This window comes from Clostridium sp. AM43-3BH, from assembly GCF_003479985.1.
Lineage (GTDB): Bacteria > Bacillota > Clostridia > Lachnospirales > Lachnospiraceae > Otoolea > Otoolea fessa.
Genome location: NZ_QUIH01000007.1, coordinates 67,100 through 87,278, shown reverse-complemented (window position 1 = coordinate 87,278; position 20,179 = coordinate 67,100). Strand labels below are relative to the sequence as shown.

At 49.9% G+C, this 20,179-nt stretch carries 17 protein-coding genes; 5 read left to right on the top strand and 12 right to left on the bottom strand.

Annotation, left to right across the window (positions count from 1 at the left end; genetic code table 11):
* Positions 1-180 precede the first annotated feature (180 nt).
* From clpB to DW931_RS11830, 6 genes are all read right to left on the bottom strand, one after another.
* Positions 181-2,772, bottom strand: a complete 2,592-nt coding sequence (gene clpB / locus DW931_RS11855) for an ATP-dependent chaperone ClpB (protein ID WP_107001854.1) — start codon at positions 2,770-2,772, stop codon at positions 181-183.
* A gap of 212 nt (positions 2,773-2,984) precedes the next feature.
* Positions 2,985-3,854 (bottom strand): shikimate dehydrogenase, encoded by an 870-nt coding sequence (aroE, locus tag DW931_RS11850; RefSeq protein WP_118469291.1) that lies wholly within the window; start codon positions 3,852-3,854, stop codon positions 2,985-2,987.
* A gap of 47 nt (positions 3,855-3,901) precedes the next feature.
* On the bottom strand, positions 3,902-4,681 hold the full coding sequence (locus tag DW931_RS11845; RefSeq protein WP_107001851.1) for a shikimate kinase: 780 nt from the start codon (positions 4,679-4,681) through the stop codon (positions 3,902-3,904).
* Between the two features lie 164 nt (positions 4,682-4,845).
* The gene (locus DW931_RS11840; protein WP_022358823.1) at positions 4,846-5,733 is read right to left on the bottom strand and encodes a shikimate dehydrogenase; all 888 of its coding nucleotides are present in this window, start codon (positions 5,731-5,733) and stop codon (positions 4,846-4,848) included.
* Between the two features lie 99 nt (positions 5,734-5,832).
* Positions 5,833-7,854, bottom strand: a complete 2,022-nt coding sequence (locus tag DW931_RS11835) for an FAD-dependent oxidoreductase (protein WP_118469293.1) — start codon at positions 7,852-7,854, stop codon at positions 5,833-5,835.
* A gap of 72 nt (positions 7,855-7,926) precedes the next feature.
* Positions 7,927-8,883 carry a LysR family transcriptional regulator gene (locus DW931_RS11830; protein ID WP_118469295.1) on the bottom strand — a complete coding sequence of 319 codons (957 nt, stop codon included), beginning with the start codon at positions 8,881-8,883 and terminating at the stop codon, positions 7,927-7,929.
* Between the two features lie 458 nt (positions 8,884-9,341).
* On the opposite strand from DW931_RS11830, the gene DW931_RS11825 reads away from it, so the two are divergent.
* The 5 genes from DW931_RS11825 (at position 9,342) to DW931_RS11800 (ending at position 14,776) form a co-directional block, all read left to right on the top strand.
* Positions 9,342-10,556 (top strand): MFS transporter, encoded by a 1,215-nt coding sequence (locus DW931_RS11825; RefSeq protein ID WP_118469297.1) that lies wholly within the window; start codon positions 9,342-9,344, stop codon positions 10,554-10,556.
* 31 nt (positions 10,557-10,587) lie between these two features.
* Entirely contained in the window at positions 10,588-11,352 is a 765-nt protein-coding gene (aroD, locus tag DW931_RS11820) for a type I 3-dehydroquinate dehydratase (RefSeq protein ID WP_338126570.1), read from the top strand.
* Between the two features lie 335 nt (positions 11,353-11,687).
* The gene (locus DW931_RS11810; RefSeq protein WP_117796717.1) at positions 11,688-12,308 is read left to right on the top strand and encodes a TRAP transporter small permease; all 621 of its coding nucleotides are present in this window, start codon (positions 11,688-11,690) and stop codon (positions 12,306-12,308) included.
* Positions 12,308-13,597 (top strand): TRAP transporter large permease, encoded by a 1,290-nt coding sequence (locus DW931_RS11805; RefSeq protein ID WP_118469303.1) that lies wholly within the window; start codon positions 12,308-12,310, stop codon positions 13,595-13,597. The genes DW931_RS11810 and DW931_RS11805 overlap by 1 nt, the downstream gene beginning before the upstream one ends.
* Before the next feature lie 132 nt (positions 13,598-13,729).
* Positions 13,730-14,776, top strand: a complete 1,047-nt coding sequence (locus tag DW931_RS11800) for a TRAP transporter substrate-binding protein (RefSeq protein WP_118469305.1) — start codon at positions 13,730-13,732, stop codon at positions 14,774-14,776.
* 172 nt (positions 14,777-14,948) lie between these two features.
* Here DW931_RS11800 and DW931_RS11795 read toward each other — a convergent pair whose 3' ends face one another.
* From DW931_RS11795 to nth, 6 genes are all read right to left on the bottom strand, one after another.
* Positions 14,949-15,539 (bottom strand): 50S ribosomal protein L25, encoded by a 591-nt coding sequence (locus DW931_RS11795; RefSeq protein ID WP_118469307.1) that lies wholly within the window; start codon positions 15,537-15,539, stop codon positions 14,949-14,951.
* 235 nt (positions 15,540-15,774) lie between these two features.
* A complete protein-coding gene (locus DW931_RS11790; protein ID WP_118469309.1) occupies positions 15,775-16,590 on the bottom strand; it encodes a histidinol-phosphatase in 816 nt (271 codons plus the stop codon).
* Between the two features lie 95 nt (positions 16,591-16,685).
* Positions 16,686-17,429 (bottom strand): YkgJ family cysteine cluster protein, encoded by a 744-nt coding sequence (locus DW931_RS11785; RefSeq protein WP_118469311.1) that lies wholly within the window; start codon positions 17,427-17,429, stop codon positions 16,686-16,688.
* Positions 17,430-17,431: 2 nt separating this feature from the next.
* Positions 17,432-18,487 carry an aminotransferase class I/II-fold pyridoxal phosphate-dependent enzyme gene (locus tag DW931_RS11780; protein WP_118469313.1) on the bottom strand — a complete coding sequence of 352 codons (1,056 nt, stop codon included), beginning with the start codon at positions 18,485-18,487 and terminating at the stop codon, positions 17,432-17,434.
* A gap of 75 nt (positions 18,488-18,562) precedes the next feature.
* A complete protein-coding gene (locus DW931_RS11775) occupies positions 18,563-19,408 on the bottom strand; it encodes a CPBP family intramembrane glutamic endopeptidase (RefSeq protein ID WP_181986254.1) in 846 nt (281 codons plus the stop codon).
* A 61-nt stretch (positions 19,409-19,469) separates the two neighbouring features.
* Entirely contained in the window at positions 19,470-20,108 is a 639-nt protein-coding gene (gene nth / locus DW931_RS11770; protein ID WP_117796723.1) for an endonuclease III, read from the bottom strand.
* Positions 20,109-20,179: the final 71 nt, after the last annotated feature.

Below are 20,179 nucleotides of genomic sequence, written 5' to 3'. Positions count from 1 at the left end.
GAACAAATGATATAGTCCGGTCATTATGGAATCATTTTAGTAAAGTTGCCGGGCAATGTCAAGACTGTGAAAATCTCAGAAATACATAAAAAGAGCGCAGAGGAAGCTCTTTCGCACTTCTCCGCGCCCTATTGTTTCTTCTATATAATAGTTATAAATCCGCCGTAAGACGTTTTCCGCTTACGCGCTATGGACAGCCGAAGCCGTCAGCTTGCCATCCGAAAGCCCGATCTCTATCGTATCGCCCGCACGGACGCCGTCCGCCAGAATCAGCTTCGCTGCCAGTGTCTCAACGTTCTTCTGCAGGTACCGTTTCAGCGGTCTTGCACCGTAAACCGGATCGTAGCCATTTTCAATGATGAAATCCTTTGCCTCGTCCGTCAGGGCAATCTTTAATTCCTTATCCGCCAGACGTTTGTTGACATCTGCAATCAGAAGCTCAATGATGCCTCCGATGTTGCCTTTCGTCAGCGGCTTAAAGAGAATAATCTCATCCAGACGGTTCAGGAACTCAGGACGGAAGTGAGCTCTCAAGTCATGCATAACGGAGCTTTCCGCCTCCGGCTTGATCTGTCCCTTTTCATCGATGCCGTCCAGCAGATACTGGGAACCGATGTTGGAGGTCATAATCAGGATCGTATTCTTGAAATCGACAGTTTTGCCGGTCGAATCCGTGATACGTCCATCATCCAGAACCTGCAGCAGGACGTTAAATACATCCGGGTGCGCTTTCTCAACCTCATCGAAGAGGACAACGGAATACGGTTTGCGCCGTACTGCCTCGGTCAGCTGACCGCCCTCGTCATATCCGACATATCCTGGCGGCGCTCCGATCAGACGGGAAACGGAATGTTTCTCCATGTATTCACTCATATCGATACGAACCATGTTGTTCTCATCATCAAACAATGCCTCCGCCAGCGCTTTTGCAAGCTCTGTCTTGCCGACACCGGTCGGACCTAGGAACAGGAACGAACCGATTGGTTTCGTCGGATCCTTGATGCCCGCTTTGGAACGGATAATCGCCTCCGTTACCTTGGTAACGCCCTCATCCTGTCCGATGACACGTTTATGCAGCAGTTCGTCCATATGCAGGGTCTTGCTGCGCTCGCTCTCGGTCAGTTTGGCAACCGGAATACCGGTCCACTTCGAAATAATCCGGGCAATCTCATCCTCGGTGACACTCTCATGTACCAGACTGAGATCCTGATTTTTCACTTTCTCTTCCTCTTCCGCCAACTGTTTCTGCAGTTCCGGCAGCTTGCCGTACTGGAGTTCAGCCGCTTTGTTTAGGTCATATGCCTGCTGCGCTGCCTGAATCTCGCCATTTACATGCTCAATCTCTTCACGCAGTTTGGACAGCTTATCAACGGAAGATTTTTCATTCTCCCACTGGGCTTTCTGGGTCGAAAAGCTGCTCTTGAGCTCTGCCAGTTCTTTCTGCAGTTCTGCCAGGCGATCCTGACTTAAGCGGTCAGTCTCTTTCTTAAGCGCAGCCTCTTCAATCTGCAGCTGCATGATACGTCTCGACAGTTCATCCAGCTCTGCCGGCATTGAATCCATCTCTGTCTTGATCATCGCGCACGCTTCATCAACCAGGTCGATCGCCTTATCCGGAAGGAAACGATCCGTAATATAACGATCCGAGAGGATTGCCGCCGATACAAGCGCAGAGTCGGTAATCTTGACCCCGTGGTAAACCTCATATCTCTCTTTCAGACCACGCAGAATGGAAATCGTATCTTCCACGGTCGGCTCATCAACGTGAACCGGCTGGAAACGACGTTCCAGAGCTGCGTCTTTTTCGATGTATTTACGGTACTCATCCAGGGTCGTCGCACCGATACAGTGCAGTTCACCTCTCGCCAGCATCGGCTTCAGCATATTCCCGGCGTCCATCGCGCCCTCGGATTTGCCCGCGCCGACGATCGTATGCAGCTCATCGATAAACAGAATAATCTGTCCCTCGCTCTTCTTGACCTCGTCAAGCACCGCTTTCAGTCTCTCTTCGAACTCGCCGCGGTACTTCGCGCCCGCCATCAGAGCGCCCATATCCAGGGCAAACAATTTCTTGTCCTTCAAGCCCTCCGGGACATCGCCGCGCACGATACGCTGTGCCAGTCCTTCGACAACGGCTGTCTTACCGACGCCAGGTTCACCAATCAGAACCGGGTTGTTTTTCGTCTTTCTGGAGAGAATCATAACCACGTTACGGATCTCACCGTCACGGCCGATGACCGGATCGAGCTTCTGATCTCTCGCACGTTCCACCAGATCGTAACCGTATTTATTTAAAGTGTCATACGTTGCCTCCGGATTATCGCTGACAACACGCTGGTTGCCGCGCACTGTCGAAAGCGCCTGCAAAAAGCTCTCTTTCGTAATGCCGTAGAGACGGAACAGTTCCTTGACCGCCTTATTCGGCTGTTTTAACATCGCCAGAAATAAGTGCTCGACGGAAACATACTCGTCACCCATCGCCTTGGCTTCGTCCTCCGCGTTCACCAGCACCTTGTTGGCATCGTTGGAGAAATACACCTGACCGCCGGATACCTTCGGCAGCTTTCCAATCGCCTGCTGCACCTCATCACGGAACTGGTCGCCCGAGATTCCCATCTTTGTTATTAATTTAAAAATCAAGCTGTCTTCCACAGTCAAAAGACTGTACAGCAAATGTTCCTGATCAATCTGCTGGTTTCCATATTCATACGCCAGCTTTTCCGTATTCTGAACGGCTTCCAGAGACTTCTGGGTAAATTTACTGATATTCATAAATCATGCCTCCCTTCGAACCATAACTATCTATAATTTATTGAACTGATTTTCTTTTTTGTTCTAGCAGTAATATAACACTTGTTATTAGCACTGTCAAGAGGAGAGTGCTAATTATTTTGTGAAGAATTTGTGAAAACATTTTTTTGAAAAGCGGCACACCGCATTCTCATCACTAAGTAGCGAGAATGCGGTGTGCCGTTCTTCAAATCCTATTTTGTAAAATATTTCTCTTTAATGATCTCCACCGGCATCTGCTGTCCTGTCCAGAGTTCAAAGGATGCAGCTCCCTGATAGAGAAGCATGTACATACCGTTGCTGGTCTTGCAGCCTGCCGCTCTTGCTTCGCGCAGTAAACGGGTCTCCTGAGGATTGTAGATGACATCGAATACGAACAGGTCTTTGTGGAACATCGTTGTATCAGTAATGATCGTATTGTCCGTCTTCGGAGCCATGCCGACGGAAGTACCATTTACCAGAATCGCGCTGTCTGCGATGGACTGGCGCAGGATCTCCGGATCGGAGTAATCATGCAGGGTTACCTTGCATCCTGTGCGCTCGTTCAGTTTCTTTACAATCTCCTCGGCTCTCGGATAGAACGCGTCCTTGACGTTAAATACGTTAATTTCTGCCACGCCGTCTAAAGCTGCCTGTACAAGAATCGCGGTTGCGGCGCCGCCAGCGCCTAAAAGCGTCATTTTCTTGCCAATGATGTCTACACCATTTTCTGCAACTGCACGCATAAATCCGACGCCATCGGTCGTATAAGCAGTCAGAACACCGTCGTCGTTGACAACCGTATTGCAGGCGCCGGAAATCTCGGAAGCCGGTGAAACCTTGTCTGCCAGCTTGCACATGATATTTTTGCCCGGCATCGTGATATTCCAGCCGCGCGCGCCCATCGTCCGCAGTCCCTCAACCGCCTGCGGCATCTTCTCTTCCGGCACATCAAACGCCAGATATGTATAATCCAGACCCAACTGGCTGCACGCCTCGTTGTGCATCTCCGGCGAAACACTGTGTGCGACCGGGCTTCCCAGTAAACAAAGTAAACCTGTGTGTCCTGTGATATGATTCGACATCTTTTTCCCCTTTCGTTTTCTCTGTCAGAACTTTCTGAGCAGTCACATTATTTAAACTTCTTCACCTGTGCAATGATCTCCTCGCAGATCTCATTCGCTGATTTTCCATCGGTCGCGATCACAATATCCGCTGCCGCTTCATACGCCGGTCTGCGCTTCTCCATCAGCTCGGAAACATATTCCACTGTCTTATTATTTTCCAGAAGCGGACGGTCATGGTTCTCTTTGACACGCTCCAGAATCGTCTCCGGCTTCGCGGTCAGAAGTATAATCTTGCCGCTCTTTCGCATCTCCTGTACATTGATCTCGCGCATCGCTACGCCGCCGCCGCAGGATACAATCTTGTTCTTCTCGTTTCCTACCTCCTTGAGCAGGTTTGTCTCCTCGTTGCGGAAATATGCCTCGCCGTGCAGATCGAAGATCTCGGAAATGCTCATGTTGTTCTTTTTCGCGATCATTTCATCCATTTCCAATACATCCATCGCAAAGGTATTCTGCAGTGCATTCGAAACGGTGCTCTTTCCGACTCCCATAAATCCGATCAGGAAAATATTGAACCCAAACAGCTCATGGGACTGAATCCGTTTGCTCCGGTAGAGGACGCTGTCGTAAACTGCCATGATTGATTTTTTGTATTCATAATCATCCAGCTTCGCAAGCATCTTGCTCTTCTTGCGCTCTTCTTCCTCTGCCTGGTAAATCGGAAGTCCGTTTTTCTGTTTATAATTTGTAATCTCCTGGATAATCTGGCAGCGCATCCGCAGGGCGTCGATCAGAATCTCGTCGCACATGTCCAGATCATTTCGCAGCTTCTTTAATTCATCCATCTGTCTCATCCTTCTCCACTTGTATTCATTCAGATCACTTTTGCACTTTACATTGAAAGTGTGTTTTATTATTATACCCGAATCAGGATATGAACGCAAGTGCTAATGCGGAATAGCAGGTATAACTGTGGGGGATAGGTGTTGCTGTTCGAGCTATATTTTTATTAGATTCCCAGCTTCTCCTTCATGTAATCCACCGGTGTTGATTTTCCTGTATACAGTTCAATCGCGATCAGCGCCTGGAACAGCATCATGCTCATGCCGTTGTATACGCGGGTGCAGCCAGCTTCTTTGGCCTGCTTCATCATCACGGTCTCACGCGGTGCATATACCGTATCAGTTACGATCAGATCCTTGCGGAAATAGGACGGATCCGGGATATTGGACAGATCCTCCAGCGGGTGCATACCAACGCCGGTTGCATCACAGAAAATGTCTGCTTCGTGCATTTTCTCTTTTAAGAGTGCCAGATCACCCAGGTCATGCATCTCGGCCTTGCAGTTAGAGTTCTTGTTGATGATATCAACGATCTCCTCGCCGCGTGCATAGAATTTATCTTTGATATTGAAGATATGCAGCTCTGCAATGCCGTCCAGTGCGCCGCGTACTGCGATAGCGGTTGCTGCACCGCCAGTACCGATGAGAACCATCTTCATTCCCTTGAAATCAATGCCTTCTTCCTTGATTCCCTGCCAGTAGCCCATACCGTCAGTGTTGTAACCCTTCAGGTATCCGGTTACATTGCCGTCTTTGTCACGGGTGTTGACTACAGTGTTGATCGCGCCGCACAGCTTTGCAGCCTCGTCTACCTCATCCAGATATTTGTGAACGACGGTCTTGTTCGGCATGGAGATGTTGGAACCCAGCATCTTCAGCGCACGGATACTCTCAACCGCTGCTTCCAGGGTATCGTTGTCTACCTCGAACGCAAGCTGGATAACATCGTCGCCATTCTTGTCATAGGCAAGGTTGTGGGTGGTCGGAGACTGTGTATGACGGATCGGGTAAGCCATTAATCCTACTAATTCGGTATGTCCTGTAATGTTTGGCATGATAATTTCCTCTTTTCTTTTCTATTTTTTATAATCAAATAAAACGATATTATTCGTTCAGCGAACAGTCAGAATCTTTCAAATACGATATTCAATTTCTTACTCCAACGGTGCCAGCTCTAAAAATCCTCTCGCTTCCAGCACGTTCAGAATCGCACGTCCTTCCATCGTTCCCTCCATGATACGGCGGGCGCGAACAGAGTCTCCGATCGGGTAAATGAAGGTATCTGTGTTGTCAAATGCCTCTTCAAGCTGTGCCAGAATCGGATTGTTGGCGCGCATTCCCAGACAGTTGAAGCCGAGGTCAAAGTTCAGATCCTCGATCGTGCCATCCGGCAGCTTCACGGTAAATGCGTTTTCTTTGACTTCCTGCAGTGCAGTATTCACATACTCTTTCACACCATATTTGTCGTGTGTCTCACGCATGGAACATTTCGTGATCGGATCTGCCAGCATCCCAATCTGCGGGAGCATATCCACGATGGTACACTCCGCGCCGCGCGGTGCGAAATACTCCACAACATCCAGACCAACGGAGCCGCCGCCGACTACAACCACTTTTTTGCCCTTGCAGAAATCTTCCGGGTATTCTCCGGCTTTTACTTTCTGAATCATCTCGAAAATGGTATCGACATGACCGGCTGCGATGTTTTCCTTGAGTCCCTTGATCGGCGGAACGACTGGAACGGAACCGGTTGCGTTGACAATGATATCCGGCTTGAACTGTTTGATCTTGTCCACGGTTGCCTCGCAGTTCAGGAAAACATACAGGTTTTTCAGTCTCTTCGCACGTGCTTCCAGATATTTCGGGAAGTCTTTCATACGGTTCTTGCTTGGCAGGTCGGAGATGAAGGTAGAAAGTCCGCCTAATTTACCACTCTTTTCTAATAAGAATACGTTGCATCCAACCTCGGCTGCCGTGCAGGCTGCTTCCAGACCGGCTGTACCGCCGCCGACTACAACTACGTTGCAGTTTTTATTGACTTTCAGCTTCTTGTAGATATCGCCCTCCGGAACAGCCGGGTTGACGGTACAGCGGATCGGGCGGTTGACGCCGATTCGGTTGCCCGCACAGCCGACGTTACAGGAGATGCATTTACGAAGAATCTCTTCCTCACCGTTCTGCACCTTGCTGACCCAGTTCGGTTCTGCAATGAGTCCGCGTCCCATGCCGACAATATCGACATCGCCGCTCTCCAATACTTTCTCAACGACCTCCGGATCGCGGTAGTTGCCCGCATTGATAACCGGTTTACCAAATTTATCCTTCACGGCTCTTGCCATGTAGGAACGCCAGCCATCCGGCAGGAAGTTCGAGTCAATCTGATACTGTAAGGACGGGTTCAGACCGCAGGATACATCGTACATATCTACGTACTCATCCAGATATTCGAGGTATTCCAGTGTGTCTTCCAGCGTGTTGCCGCCCGGCACGCGCTCTTCCGCAGAGATACGGACGATGATCGGGAACCACGGACCTACATTTTTCCGCACCTCTTCCAGAACCATCTTCGGGAAACGGAGACGATTCTCGACAGAGCCGCCGAATTCATCGGTTCTTTTGTTGTAATACGGGGAAATAAACTGACTCATCAGATAAGAATGACCGCAGTGGATCTCAATCGCATCAAATCCGATCGCCTGTACACGTTTCGCCGCCTCGCCGTATTTTTTTACGGTCGTCAGGATCTCTTCCTTTGTCATCGGACGCGGAATCTCGCCGCCTGCCTTGGTCGGGATATTGGAGGAAGACACCGTCTCCATACCGGTTCTGGCAGAGGATGCAGAAGCACCCGCATGGTTGACCTGAATCGCTACCATCGCGCCATTCTTGTGAAGATTCTCGACTAACTGATAATAACGCGGCATAAAGCTGTCGTGATCGATGCGGATCTGGCTTGTGCCATTGGAACCAACCGGATATTCAATATTGGCATTCTCCAGAATAATCAGACCAGTTCCTCCCTTGGCACGCAGGGAATAATAATTCATATGGCGGTTGCTCATCTCACCGCTCGTCTCGCCATAGTTAGTACCCATCGGCGTCATGGCAACACGGTTTTTGATTGTCATGCGCTTAATGGTAATCGGTTCAAAAATTTTCGGGTATTTGCTCTTCATGATGAAATTCTCCTTCTCCATTGCATGAGAGGCATCCCTGTGTTTGTGACACTTTTATCTTAACCGTTTTGCTTAAAAATTAACAATATCTTTCAAGTAAATTTTCAATACGTTTTTGCTATCGGTTTCCCGTTCCGCCTGCAGACCGTCCTGACGCGCCTGCTGTTTCATATATTCAATAAAGCGTTCCACCGCCGGAAGCCGGTAGCGTTCTTTCATCCAGAACATAAAAATCTGGTGATAAATGTCCAGATTTTCAATCGGGTGAATGCAGACTCCCTGAGAAAGCTCCAGAATGTCCGTGCGCGGCATCAGTGCGATGCCAAAACTCTCCCGCACCAGCGCGACGATCGAATATTCGTCCGGGCACTCCACAATGATATCCGGCTGGATGTTGTATTTCGCATAGAGCGCGCGGGTGCGCGTCCCCATCCAGGAGTCCTTATCATATCCAATTACCGGATACCGGTTCAGCTCCGCAAATGGAATACTCTCCCGCTCTGCCAGCGGATGATCCTTCGGCGTGATGATGACAAGCTTCTGGTTCGCCACCGGGAAAAATTCCATGTCATCCTTTTCCAGACAGCCGCCAAAGCCTACATCTAATTCACCCGTTTTTACCTTTTTGGCAATCGCCGGTGTGTGATTCTGCCAGAAATTAAACACAACCTTTTGATTTTCCGGCTGTTCTAAAAAGAGCTTGACCCGGTGCGGGATATAGTGGCCGGCCAGCGGAAACACGTAACCGATGTCGATCTTTCCCCCATTCATCGAAATTTCCCGCATTTTCCCGACCGCTATGTGGCAGTCTGTGAGAATCCGGTCCGCGTACTCCAAAAACATCTTCCCCGCCTTCGTCAGGGTCACCCCGCGTCCTTCTTTTTCAAAGAGCGTCACGCCCAGCTCATTTTCCAGTGACGCCATCGACCGGCTCAGGGATGGCTGTGATATATATAATTCTTCCGCCGCCTGATGATAATTTTCCAGATTCGCTATCTTCTGAAAATATAAAATCTGATTCAATGTCATTCCTAACGTCCCCCGTCTTTATGTATCTTCGTATTAACTCTTCGCAATATCAGCCGTAAATGCATCACACCAAACTTCCATAATCGTTACTGTTCACGCATACGTGCCCAGTAACGGAATTTGCCGTGGCTTCGCATTTAAATACGGCAAATTCCTGCTGCCACCACGTTTTCTTACGGCACTTTCGGTTCCAAAAGTGCCTACCCGTGAACAGTAACCCATAATCATATTTATAACACATTAATGCTTAAAATGCATTGGTTTTTTGCTATAAAAGTATTAGACTTCGGCTATAATAATTATTAGAATAAAGGCATCAAACGTGTTATTTTTCTAACACTAAAACAGAACTTTTTATATCGGCATCTCCTTTGTGTTTGTGACAGAACATCAGCCATCATCCGCCCGGTTTCCGAAACGGCAGCCCGACAGGCGGATCTTGAATTAAGGAGAAAATCATGAACAAGAAATATCTGCCAAGTGCACTTATCATGTACTTAAACTACTTTATCCATGGCGTCGGCTGTTCGATTCTCGGACAGGCAGTCATCAAGGAAGCGCTTGCCGCAGCCTGGGGCGTTGAGGCAATGGCGATCACCGCGATTTCCGCTGCTTTAGGACTCGGACGTCTGATTGCACTTCCATTTGCCGGACCACTTTCCGACAAACTGGGACGCCGCATCTCAACCGCGATCGGCAGCGCCTCCTATGCGGTTTACCTGATTGGACTTGCTTTCGCTTTCAGCGCCGGACAAAACGGCGGCTATCAAATTGCTTATGTATGTGCAATCATCGGAGGTATCTCCAACTCGTTCCTTGATACCGGTATCTATCCGGCGGTTGCCGAGATTATCAGCAGCGCTCCGGGTGTCGCTACCATGGGAATCAAATTTTTCATTGCGATCGCGCAGATGCTTCTGCCGTTCGTACTCGGTGTTGCTGTGACAACCACCGCCACCGGCATGGTATCTTACAATCCGTTATTTATCGGATGCGGTATTATTTACGCTGTTTTATTTGTACTTATTTTCCTGTTCCCGCTGCCAGATTCTGAGCAGAAGGCAGAGGGCAAATCCGAGGGACTCATCGCCAGCTTAAAACACACAAATTTTTCGTTTGAGTCCATCGCCATGATCGTGATTGGTTTCACCTGCACCGGTACCTTCCAGTTATGGTTAAACTGCGCGCAGAACTTCGCAAAAGAAAATGCAGGCTGGGCGAACCCGTCCATCATGCAGACCTACTATTCCGCAGGTACCCTGATGGCGCTCGTTGTCACCTCCCTGCTGACCCGTAAAATCAAGGATGTACGTTTCATCCTCGTTTACCCGGTTATCTGCCTCGTTACTTTGGTTGCCGTACTCATCGGTCACAGCCAGACCCTTATGATTGCAGGCGCTTTCATCATCGGCTGGGCAGGCGCGGGCGGTCTGTTACAGATTGTAACCTCCGTCTGCAACATGCTGTTCCCGAAGATCAAGGGGACCGTAACCGCACTGGTTATGATTGCTTCTTCCTTATGTAATTACACAATTTTGACTGCCGCTTCCAAAATGGCACCATCCCATGTTATGATAATGAATATCGTACTGACTGCCATCGGCGTTCTCTTAGGACTCTTTGTCAATGCCCGCTACGCGAAAATGGTGTCTCTGGCAGAAAGCGACAAATAAATATTTATTGATAAAATGAAAGGATTCTCTGATTATGAATACTATCAAAGTTAGAAATATCGAAATTGGCTCCGGCACACCGAAGATCATCGTTCCGATCGTAGGCGTTACCAAACAGGAAATCATCGACGAGGCAAAAACGTTTGATTCTATTCCGGTTGATGTGGTAGAATGGCGTGCAGACTGGTTCGAGGGTGTCTTTGATTTTGAGAAGGTAGAAGACGTCTTAAAGGAACTGCGTGCCGTTCTCGGCGAGACTCCGATTCTGATGACTTTCCGTACCTCCAAAGAGGGCGGCGAGAAATCCATCGAGCCGGAAGATTACGCAAAGCTGAACATCAAGGCAGCTCAGACCGGCTATGTCGATTTCATTGACGTAGAGATCTTTACCGGCGACGCGATTGTAACCAAGATCATAGACGGTGCACATGCTGCTGGCGTGAAAGTCATCGCTTCCAACCATGACTTCCACAAGACGCCGGAGAAATCCGACATCATCTACCGCCTGCGTAAGATGCAGGATATGAATGCAGATATCCCGAAGATCGCAGTTATGCCGCAGAACAAGAAAGATGTTTTAACGCTTCTCTCTGCCACCGAGGAAATGACTTCCCTCTATGCGGACCGTCCAATCATTACCATGTCGATGGCTGGCACCGGCGTTATCAGCCGTCTCTGCGGCGAGGTATTTGGTTCTTCCATGACCTTCGGCGCTGCCAAGAAGGCATCCGCACCGGGTCAGATGGGCGTAAAGGATCTGGAGACTGTACTGGGACTGCTTCACAGTGCGATGTAATATCTGGCTTATCCAGTTATTCGGTTACTGTTCACGCTAACGTGCCCAGTAACTGAATTTGCCGTGGCTTCGCATTTAAATACGGCAAATTCCAGCTGCCACCACGCTATCTTACGGCACTTTCGGTTCCAAAAGTGCCTATATTATACTTTTAGCCACCTATTTTTTTACTCCCGGAAATCCCTGTGCCTGCGGGTACGTGGGAATTCTCCGCGAGGCACTCAAGACCTGCTACCTCCATCGCAGGTCTATTATTGTTATCAAGCGGCACATCCGTTTTCAAACGTGCCTGCATAAACAGCAACCTATTATCCGTATTTACAAGGGGATTATTCATGAAAAAAACACTTCACTGGCTGGATGAAAACCTGGAAGAATTTCTGCTGGTTGTCATGCTGGCTGCGATGACACTCATTATGGGAATCCAGATATTTTCCCGCTACGCGCTTGGGCAGTCTCTGTCCTGGTCCGAGGAGGTTACCCGTTTTCTCTTTATCTGGAGCGGTTTTTTAAGCGTCAGCTATTGCAGCAAAAAGTGCCTGTCTATCAAGATCGAACAGTTCGTCGCTGCCTTTCCACGCAGAGGTAAGGCTCTTTTTAAGGTTGTCAACCACACCTTTGAGCTGATTTTTTTCCTTTATATGATCCCATTTGCATACTCTTACATGATGTCCGCCATTCACAGCGGACAGTTATCCCCCGCCTGCGGGATTCCGATGTACTATATTCAGGCAGCGCCGTTTGTTTCCTTTCTTCTGGTAACATTCCGCATTCTGCAGCGCTGGATCATCGAATTTAAGGTTGCCCGCGGCGAAGATGTCTACGATCCGGCCCACCCGGAGCGCAATACACCGGAATCCTTTATCCATGCAAATGCAGATATGCCGGAAAAGGAATCCAATGAAATCGAATCTCTCATCGAGGCAAATACACCATCTGGAAAGGAGGAACACTGATGCCTGCTGCTCTCTTATTTGTTATCTTTGTCGTGCTGCTTGTCATCGCAATCCCGGTATCGATCACGCTCGGTATCGCCTCGGTTCTCCCTTCCGTTTTTGACCCGTCCTTCACGGTCGGCGCTAAGTATCTGATCCGCGCCATGTTCGGCGGACTGGATTCTTTTCCCCTGCTCGCCGTGCCGATGTTCGTCTTATCCGGCATCATCATGGCAAAAGGCGGTATTTCCAAGAAGCTGTTTGACGTATTCGCCTTCTTTCTTGGCAATTTTACCGCCGGTATGCCATGCGCGGTCATCGTGACCTGCCTCTTCTACGGCGCTATCTCCGGCTCTGCCCCGGCAACCGTTGCAGCCGTCGGAAGCATGACGATCCCGATTTTAAGCGCCCTCGGCTATGACCGGACTTTCTCTACCGCGATCGTGGCAGTCGCAGGCGGTCTGGGCGTTATCATTCCGCCGAGTATCCCGTTTATCATGTACGGCATGGCGTCCGGTGCCTCTGTCAGCAGTCTGTTCTTAGCCGGCGTCATTCCGGGTCTGATGATTGGTCTGCTCCTGATGCTGTATGCCATCTATCACTGCCGGCGTTACGGCGAAGATAGAGAAAAAATCCACGCTGAAATCCATCTGCTGCGCGAAAAAGGGCTGTTCCGGGTGCTGCGCGAAAGCTTTTTCGCTCTCTTAAGCCCGGTCATCATCCTTGGCTGTATCTACAGCGGCATCGCCTCCCCCACGGAAGCAGCAGTTATCTCCGTTTTCTATGCCCTGTTTGTCAGCCTGTTCCTCTACCGGACCATGAAATTCCGGGATATCCCGCCGATTTTTGTGGAAGCGATCCGCACATTCACACCGATCCTCTTTATTCTGGCAGCTTCCACGGCATTTTCCAGAGTCCTGACCCTGATGCAGGTGCCGCAGGCGGTCAGCAGCTTTATCCTGGAACATTTCAACAGCCCTGTCATGATCCTGCTTGTCATCAACCTGTTCCTGCTTATCGTGGGAATGGTCATGGATACAACCCCGGCGATCCTGATTCTGACCCCGATCCTGCTCCCGATCGTGACAGCGATCAACATGGATCCGGTCCAGTTCGGTGTGATCATGGTTGTCAATCTGGCAATCGGCTTCGTAACCCCGCCGATCGGCGTCAACCTCTTTGTCGCCAGCTCCCTGACCGACGTCCCGATCATGGCGATCGCCAAAAAAGCGATGCCGATGATTGGCTTGTTTCTGGTGGCGCTGCTGCTGATTACGTTTATACCGGCTTTGTCGCTGGGATTGTTATAATGCTGAATGGACGCTTGGAAATGTTGAAGCTCTGAAAGATTTCATATAACGACCTGCTTCACGCTTTCAGGCTGTGAATGGAATATTTCACATATGAAATGGATATTTTTAAATTTGAAAGGATCTCCCATTATGATTTATATTTCAAACCTAGTGTCCCGCCGATGCCGGACTTCTTTCCGATTCGCTGCGGCGCTCATTTCTTCGTCGGTTCTTTTATTCGGCGCCTCGCTCGCGCTGAGCGGCTGCGCCTCCAGCCAGAAAGAACAGCGCTATTCCTGGCCACTGGCGACCGCCAGCCCGGAGGACACGGTAACGCAGCTGTTTGCCGAAAAATTTGCGGAGGAAGTACATGACTTAAGCAACGGCGCAATGCGGATTCAGGTTTACGCCAACTCCACACTCGGCGGTGACCGCGACCTGCTCGAAACGTGCGCGGACGGCGATATCCCATTTGTCGTGCAGAACACCGCCCCTCAGGTTTCTTTCATGAAGGATCTCGCCGTTTTTGACCTTCCATGCGTCTTTGATTCGCTGGATGACTGCCGCAAAAAGCTGGATGATCCGGATTTTTACAATCTCATCAGCCAGGTGTACACCGACGGCGGTTACCACCTGCTCGGCATGGCAGATCAAGGATTCCGCATCATGAGCACAAATAAACCGGTTTACTCTCTGGCGGATTTCAAAGGGCAGAAAATCCGTACCATGGAAAACAGCTATCATCTCGCATTCTGGAAAGCAATCGGCGCCAATCCGACGCCAATGACCTTCAGCGAGGTGTATATCGGTCTCCAGCAGCACACGATCGACGCGCAGGAGAACCCGTATGAGGTCATCGTCTCCAACCGTCTTTACGAACAGCAGGATTATGTGGTCGATACGAACCACCTGCCACATCTGATCTCCCTGATTGTCAATGACGATTTCTTCCAGAACCTGACTCCGGAAGAACAGGAAATCATGACGCAGGCAGCCAAAACCGCGACCGAGTATGCCAGAGAACAGTCCGACGCGCGCATCTTTGACCGTATCGCTACGATCGAAGCGAGCGGCACCGCGATTTTAACTCTCTCGGATGAAACGCGCGATGCCATCCGGGAGGCGGCTGGAAGCGTATATGAGAGTATCCGTGAGAATATTGATCCGGAAATTTATGACGCATATATGAAGCCATAACCTCATCTTCTTTTACCATCTGCAAAAAAAGTTCATACAAAATTCAAAAGCGGATATACCGGCCATCTGGTCAGTACATCCGCCTTTTCTCATGTTTCAATCATTCCACGAAACTTTTTATCTGCCTTGCGGACAGCATCCCGTTTCACTTCATCCTGGCACTGCGCTTCAATTATTTAGCTTCTTCTGCGTCAGCCTCTTCATCGGTCTCCGGTACATTGTTGTGAACCGCTGTGACGGTAGCAACTACTGCCTCCAGATCGGTCAGAATATCAACGTCTTTATCTTTTGCGATCGAAAGGTCTTTGACACGAATTGTATCACCAATCTCCATCTCACCAACATCAACTTTGACTTTCTCAACCAGTGCAGCCGGTAATGCGCGGTACGATACTTCTTTCAGTACCTCCTGCAGAACGCCAGTTTCTACCTTGTCGTGGTTCTCGAAGATAATCTCAGCAACGGAATGAACCTTCTCATTGCTTACCAGCGCCTGGAAATCTATTTCTACAACCTGATTTGCCATTGCATCATAGTCAACTTCCTTGATCAGGACATCGTAGACTTCGCCTTCTACATCCAGCATAATCTGTCCGCCCTTGGTCTCGTTCTTCAGCAGACGATCCACGTCTTTCTTTTCCATCTTAACAGGAATGGAGCCCTGAATCTTCTTGCCAAATACGTTGCCTGTTACATAACCTTCTCTTCTGAGTCTCTTTGCCTTAACATCCATGCTTCTTTTTTCAGCTTTTAAAGTAGTCATTTGTCTTTTCCTCCAAAAATCTGATCTGCGCCTTCCGCACGCCCTGTGTGGAAAACACATTGTGCTTAGCAGCCCTCAGCCATGGGGTTTTGTTAAGTATCTATCTCCTTGTTACGGCTCATATTATAGCAGGGTTCTCTGAAAACGATTCACTAAAAATAAAAATATTTCGGCTTTATTTTCAGCATTTTTAAGGTTGAAATTTAGAATTTGTATATTTTTCTTTCTGTCTTTTTTATACAAGAAGTATCTCCCTAAATCCGCCACCCGGTTTCAGGGCACACACACTTTTAAATCCACACGCCACCGCCAGCTCCTGCGCCTGCTTAAACCCATATCCGATCGTGTCGGTACTGTGGCTGTCGGAGTTGATGAGGATACGTCCGCCGCAGGCACACAGCTCTTTTAACAGAGCTGCGGACGGGTACGGCGCACTCCGATAGCCGCGGGACATGGCGCCTGTGTTGATCTCAAACGGAATCCCCAGAGCCGCCAGTTTGTGCATCGCCGTGATCGCCGGTTCCAGATAGGCGTCTTTCGTCTCGTCAAAATGTTTATATCCCTCGTTAAATTTTGTCAACAGGTCAAAATGTCCGATGAAATCGCATTTTGTCCGGTCATAAATCTGCGCCTCTGCCTCGAAATACTCCCGTGCAAACGCGTACCAGTCACCATGCCACAGCGTCTCGACTGCTTTTACCAGTTTCTCTTCCGTATCATCCACACAAACATACTCGCCATCCTTGATGAGCGCATGGGTCGAGCCGATCGCGTACTCTGCTTTCTGCACCGGTCCCAGTCCATCCAGCTCGATCCCGATATAGAGATTCATCTTTCCCCGGTATTCCTCCCGGAGTTCTTGAAGTTCTTCGGTATACTGGCGAAGCTTCTCGTCGTCCATCCCGAATCCCGGCTCAAACATCGAAAAATCAGCATGTCCTGAAACACCAAAATCGGTCATTCCCATCCGGTATGCCGCCTCCACCATCTCCCGCGGTGTACTCTTTCCGTCGCAGAACGTGGTGTGGGTGTGAAAATCTGTATGAAGCATCGGTAATCTCCTTTCTTATTTCACTCTGTCAAAACGTTTCTGCCTCTTCACAGCTGCGGGCAAACATCCTTGCGGATTTGTCTTCAACAAAGGATTTATCGCAAACTCCGCTCCGCCATCTGCATCCGCTTTTCAAACTGCTCGTAAAAGTCCTTCTCTCCATCATACGGAAGCAGATAGAACAGTTTCATAATCAACAGATTGCGCCGTTTTTCGCGCTCGGCTGCCGCAGTGGCACGGTTTTTCTTCTGTATCTCCTGTTCCTCCGGCGTTCCGATGCATGGTTCTGCCAAAAGGTTCTGCGCCGCCTCCGTTTCCGCCCTTCTTATATCTTTTAAGAAATAATGCCACCGGCTGATATACGCCTCATACCGCTTTAAATCTGGCGTATCGATCCATTTTTTCACTTTGACTTTCGTCCGGTTTTCCTTTTTACACTCATGAATCTGGAGAAAATACTGGAAACTTCCATTTTCATAAAAGCGCCCCAGTGGAAACAGGCGGCAGATACCCGGCCGGTATGCATGGATCCGGCAGCGCCCTGCTTCATCGAGAAACCCACAGGCTTCATCCGCCCCGCTCCGGAGAGCCAGATTCGGCAGAATCTGTCCGTCCACGACGTTCCACTCCACCTTTTTCTCCTCCAGCAGATGTTCCAGCGTGTCCCCGCGCAAGGTGGTCAGACGGTACACATCATATGGATCCAGCACGATCGAATTACCCATTCCGTGGCAGCACGCCGAACAGCCCCGGCAATCATCGCATCCGGCTTTTACCATATCGTCCCGGCTGTACAGCTTTCCATCTGAAATCTCCGCCATCGTTACATTACGTTCCATCTCTACTTCTCTCTTTCTGCCTCAATCCGATCTAAAATCTCCCACAAATGTTCCAGATCCGCCTCTCTGGTCGCCCAGCTCGTCGCAAAACGGACAACGGTGTGATCCTCGTCATACCGCTCCCAGAAGCTCACGGAAACCTCTTTTTCAATCTGCTCCATCCGGTCATTTTCCAAGATCACAAACTGCTGGTTGGTCGGGGACTCACGGAAAAACGTATAACCGCGCTGTTTTAACCCTTTCTTTAAAGCTGCCGCCATCTCTACCGCATGGCGTCCCAGGCGCTCGTACAGCCCGTCTGTAAACAGCACATCAAACTGGATTCCCAGCAGGCGTCCCTTTGCCAGCAGCGCGCCCTGCTGCTTGATCCGGGTAATAAAATGCGCCGGAACATTCTTCTTCTCACCAAATACAACTGCCTCTCCGCAGAATGCGCCCATCTTCGTGCCGCCGATATAAAATACATCACACAGATGCGCGATCTCCGAAAGACTCAGGTCATTTTCCTCCCCCGCCAGACCATATCCAAGACGCGCCCCGTCCAGATAGAGCGGGATTTCATACGAACGGCAGATCTCCGAGATCGCCTGCAGCTCCTTCCGGCTGTATAAGGTTCCGTATTCCGTCGGATGGGAAAGATACACCATTCCCGGAAATACCATATGATCATGGTTTGCGTCCGCCTCGAAATTTTGCAGATATTCCTGCAGATCCGCCGGATCAATCTTCCCATCTTTTTCCGGAAGCTGCAACACCTTATGCCCGGTGTACTCGATCGCCCCGGCTTCATGAATACTCACGTGCCCTGTCTGCGCTGCTACTACGCCCTCATACGGTGCAAGCATGCTACTGATCACGGCCGCATTCGTCTGGGTACCGCCCACCAGAAAATAAACCTCCGCCTCCGGGCATCCGGTCGCCTCCTGTATTTTTCTGGCGGCACTCTGGCAGTACCGGTCCATGCCATATCCCGGCAGACTCTCCCGGTTCGTCTCCGCCAGCTTCTGGAGTATCTCCTCGCAGGCGCCCTCTGTATAATCGCTTGCAAATGAAAGCATCGTAGTATCTCCTCCTGTTCTTTCTTCGAGCAAACACAATCCTGCGTTCTCGAAATTGTTTGTATTTTTATGTCCTCACCAGTGCCAGAGAAGCCCCCGCATCAGCATCGCCGTCAAATTTGCTGCACTGTGAAATAACACAGGTTCCCACAGACGGTTCTTTTTTTCATACAGCCACGCCAGTATAAGTCCCATGAGCGCCGCATAAATCCCCTGCGCCCAGTTTCCATGCACCAACCCGAAAAATGCCGCCGACCCAAGTGCCGCCCAGAAAAATGGGAGCGCCATACGCAGGCGCTCAAATATAATGCCGCGAAACAGCAGTTCTTCGGAAAGTGGGGCGGCAATGCCCATGAGAAAGAACTGCTGCCACAGGGCGCCGGAAAATAAAGCGGCGGTGCCCTCCGACGCACCTTTTCCCAGAGCTGCCGCAAGCATATCCCCCTGAGGCATTTTCAAACACAGAGACACCGCTTCAGCTACCTGCCCAGTCATCCGAACCTTTTGCACTGCAATATGCAGCACTCCCAGGAAAATCTCCTTTTTTTCTAATGCCCAGAAAATCATGTTAAACACAGCACTGAACGCAGCTGCCCCCAGCAGGATTTTCCACACATCCGGCACTTTTTCCCAGAAATATCCACATTTTTCTTCCTTTGTCGTCTTTATCTGTGGAGAGACCTGCTCTTTCATCCCGTCTGCCTCTGCTATGCGCCTGTTCTCTTTCTTTTTCTGGATCCTCCGCCAGTAAAATGGATAAATCACAGCAAATGTAAGAAACGACGACACGGTTCTTCCCACATTTCCCTCCAGATGTCCCAGCGCCTCCACACATCCGCCGATTAAATCGCTGATGACGCACGGAAAAAACATCTGCCAGACGATACGCCAATCCGCTGTCTCCTGCCGTTCTTCGTCCATTTTTCTGCCTCCTGTCATCCTTTTCCTATCTGCATCTGTTTCCATGACTTTTTCAGACTTTCTACTCCACGCCTGCCTTCGCGCAGATATCCTGCAGACAGCACTTGTCACAGTACGGCTTCGTCCGCGCCGTACAGACTTCACGCCCGTGATACACCAGGCGGTGGCAGAAATCGCTGCCCTCCTCCGGTGGAATCAGCTTCCAGAGTGCCATTTCCACGCGCTTCGGGTCCTTGATTCCTTCCACCAGCCCTATCCGGTTTACCAGGCGGATGCAGTGCGTATCCGTGACGATCGCCGGTTTTCCAAACACATCCCCCATAATGAGGTTGGCACTCTTTCTGCCGACTCCCGGAAGCTTTAACAGAGCGTTAAAATCATCCGGCACATGCCCGCCGTACTCGTCGCGCAGCACCTTCATACAGGCGCTGATGTCCCGCGCCTTGCTGTGTCCCAGACCGCACGGCTTCACAATCGCCTCGATGTCTTCCACCGGGGCATCCGCCAATGCCGCCACATTTGGATATTTCTCAAACAATCCCTTGACTACCACATTGACACGCGCATCGGTACACTGCGCCGCCAGACGGACACTGACCAGCAGCTTCCACGCCTGATTGTAGTCCAGCGTACAACCCGCATCCGGATATTCTTTTTTCAGGCGGTCAATTACCTCTAATGCAAGCTCTTCCTTTGTCATGTTCCTGTCTCTCCTATCTTCTATCCTTCACTTTTCAATTTACAGTCTGTCTTTGTAACAGCTGACACAAC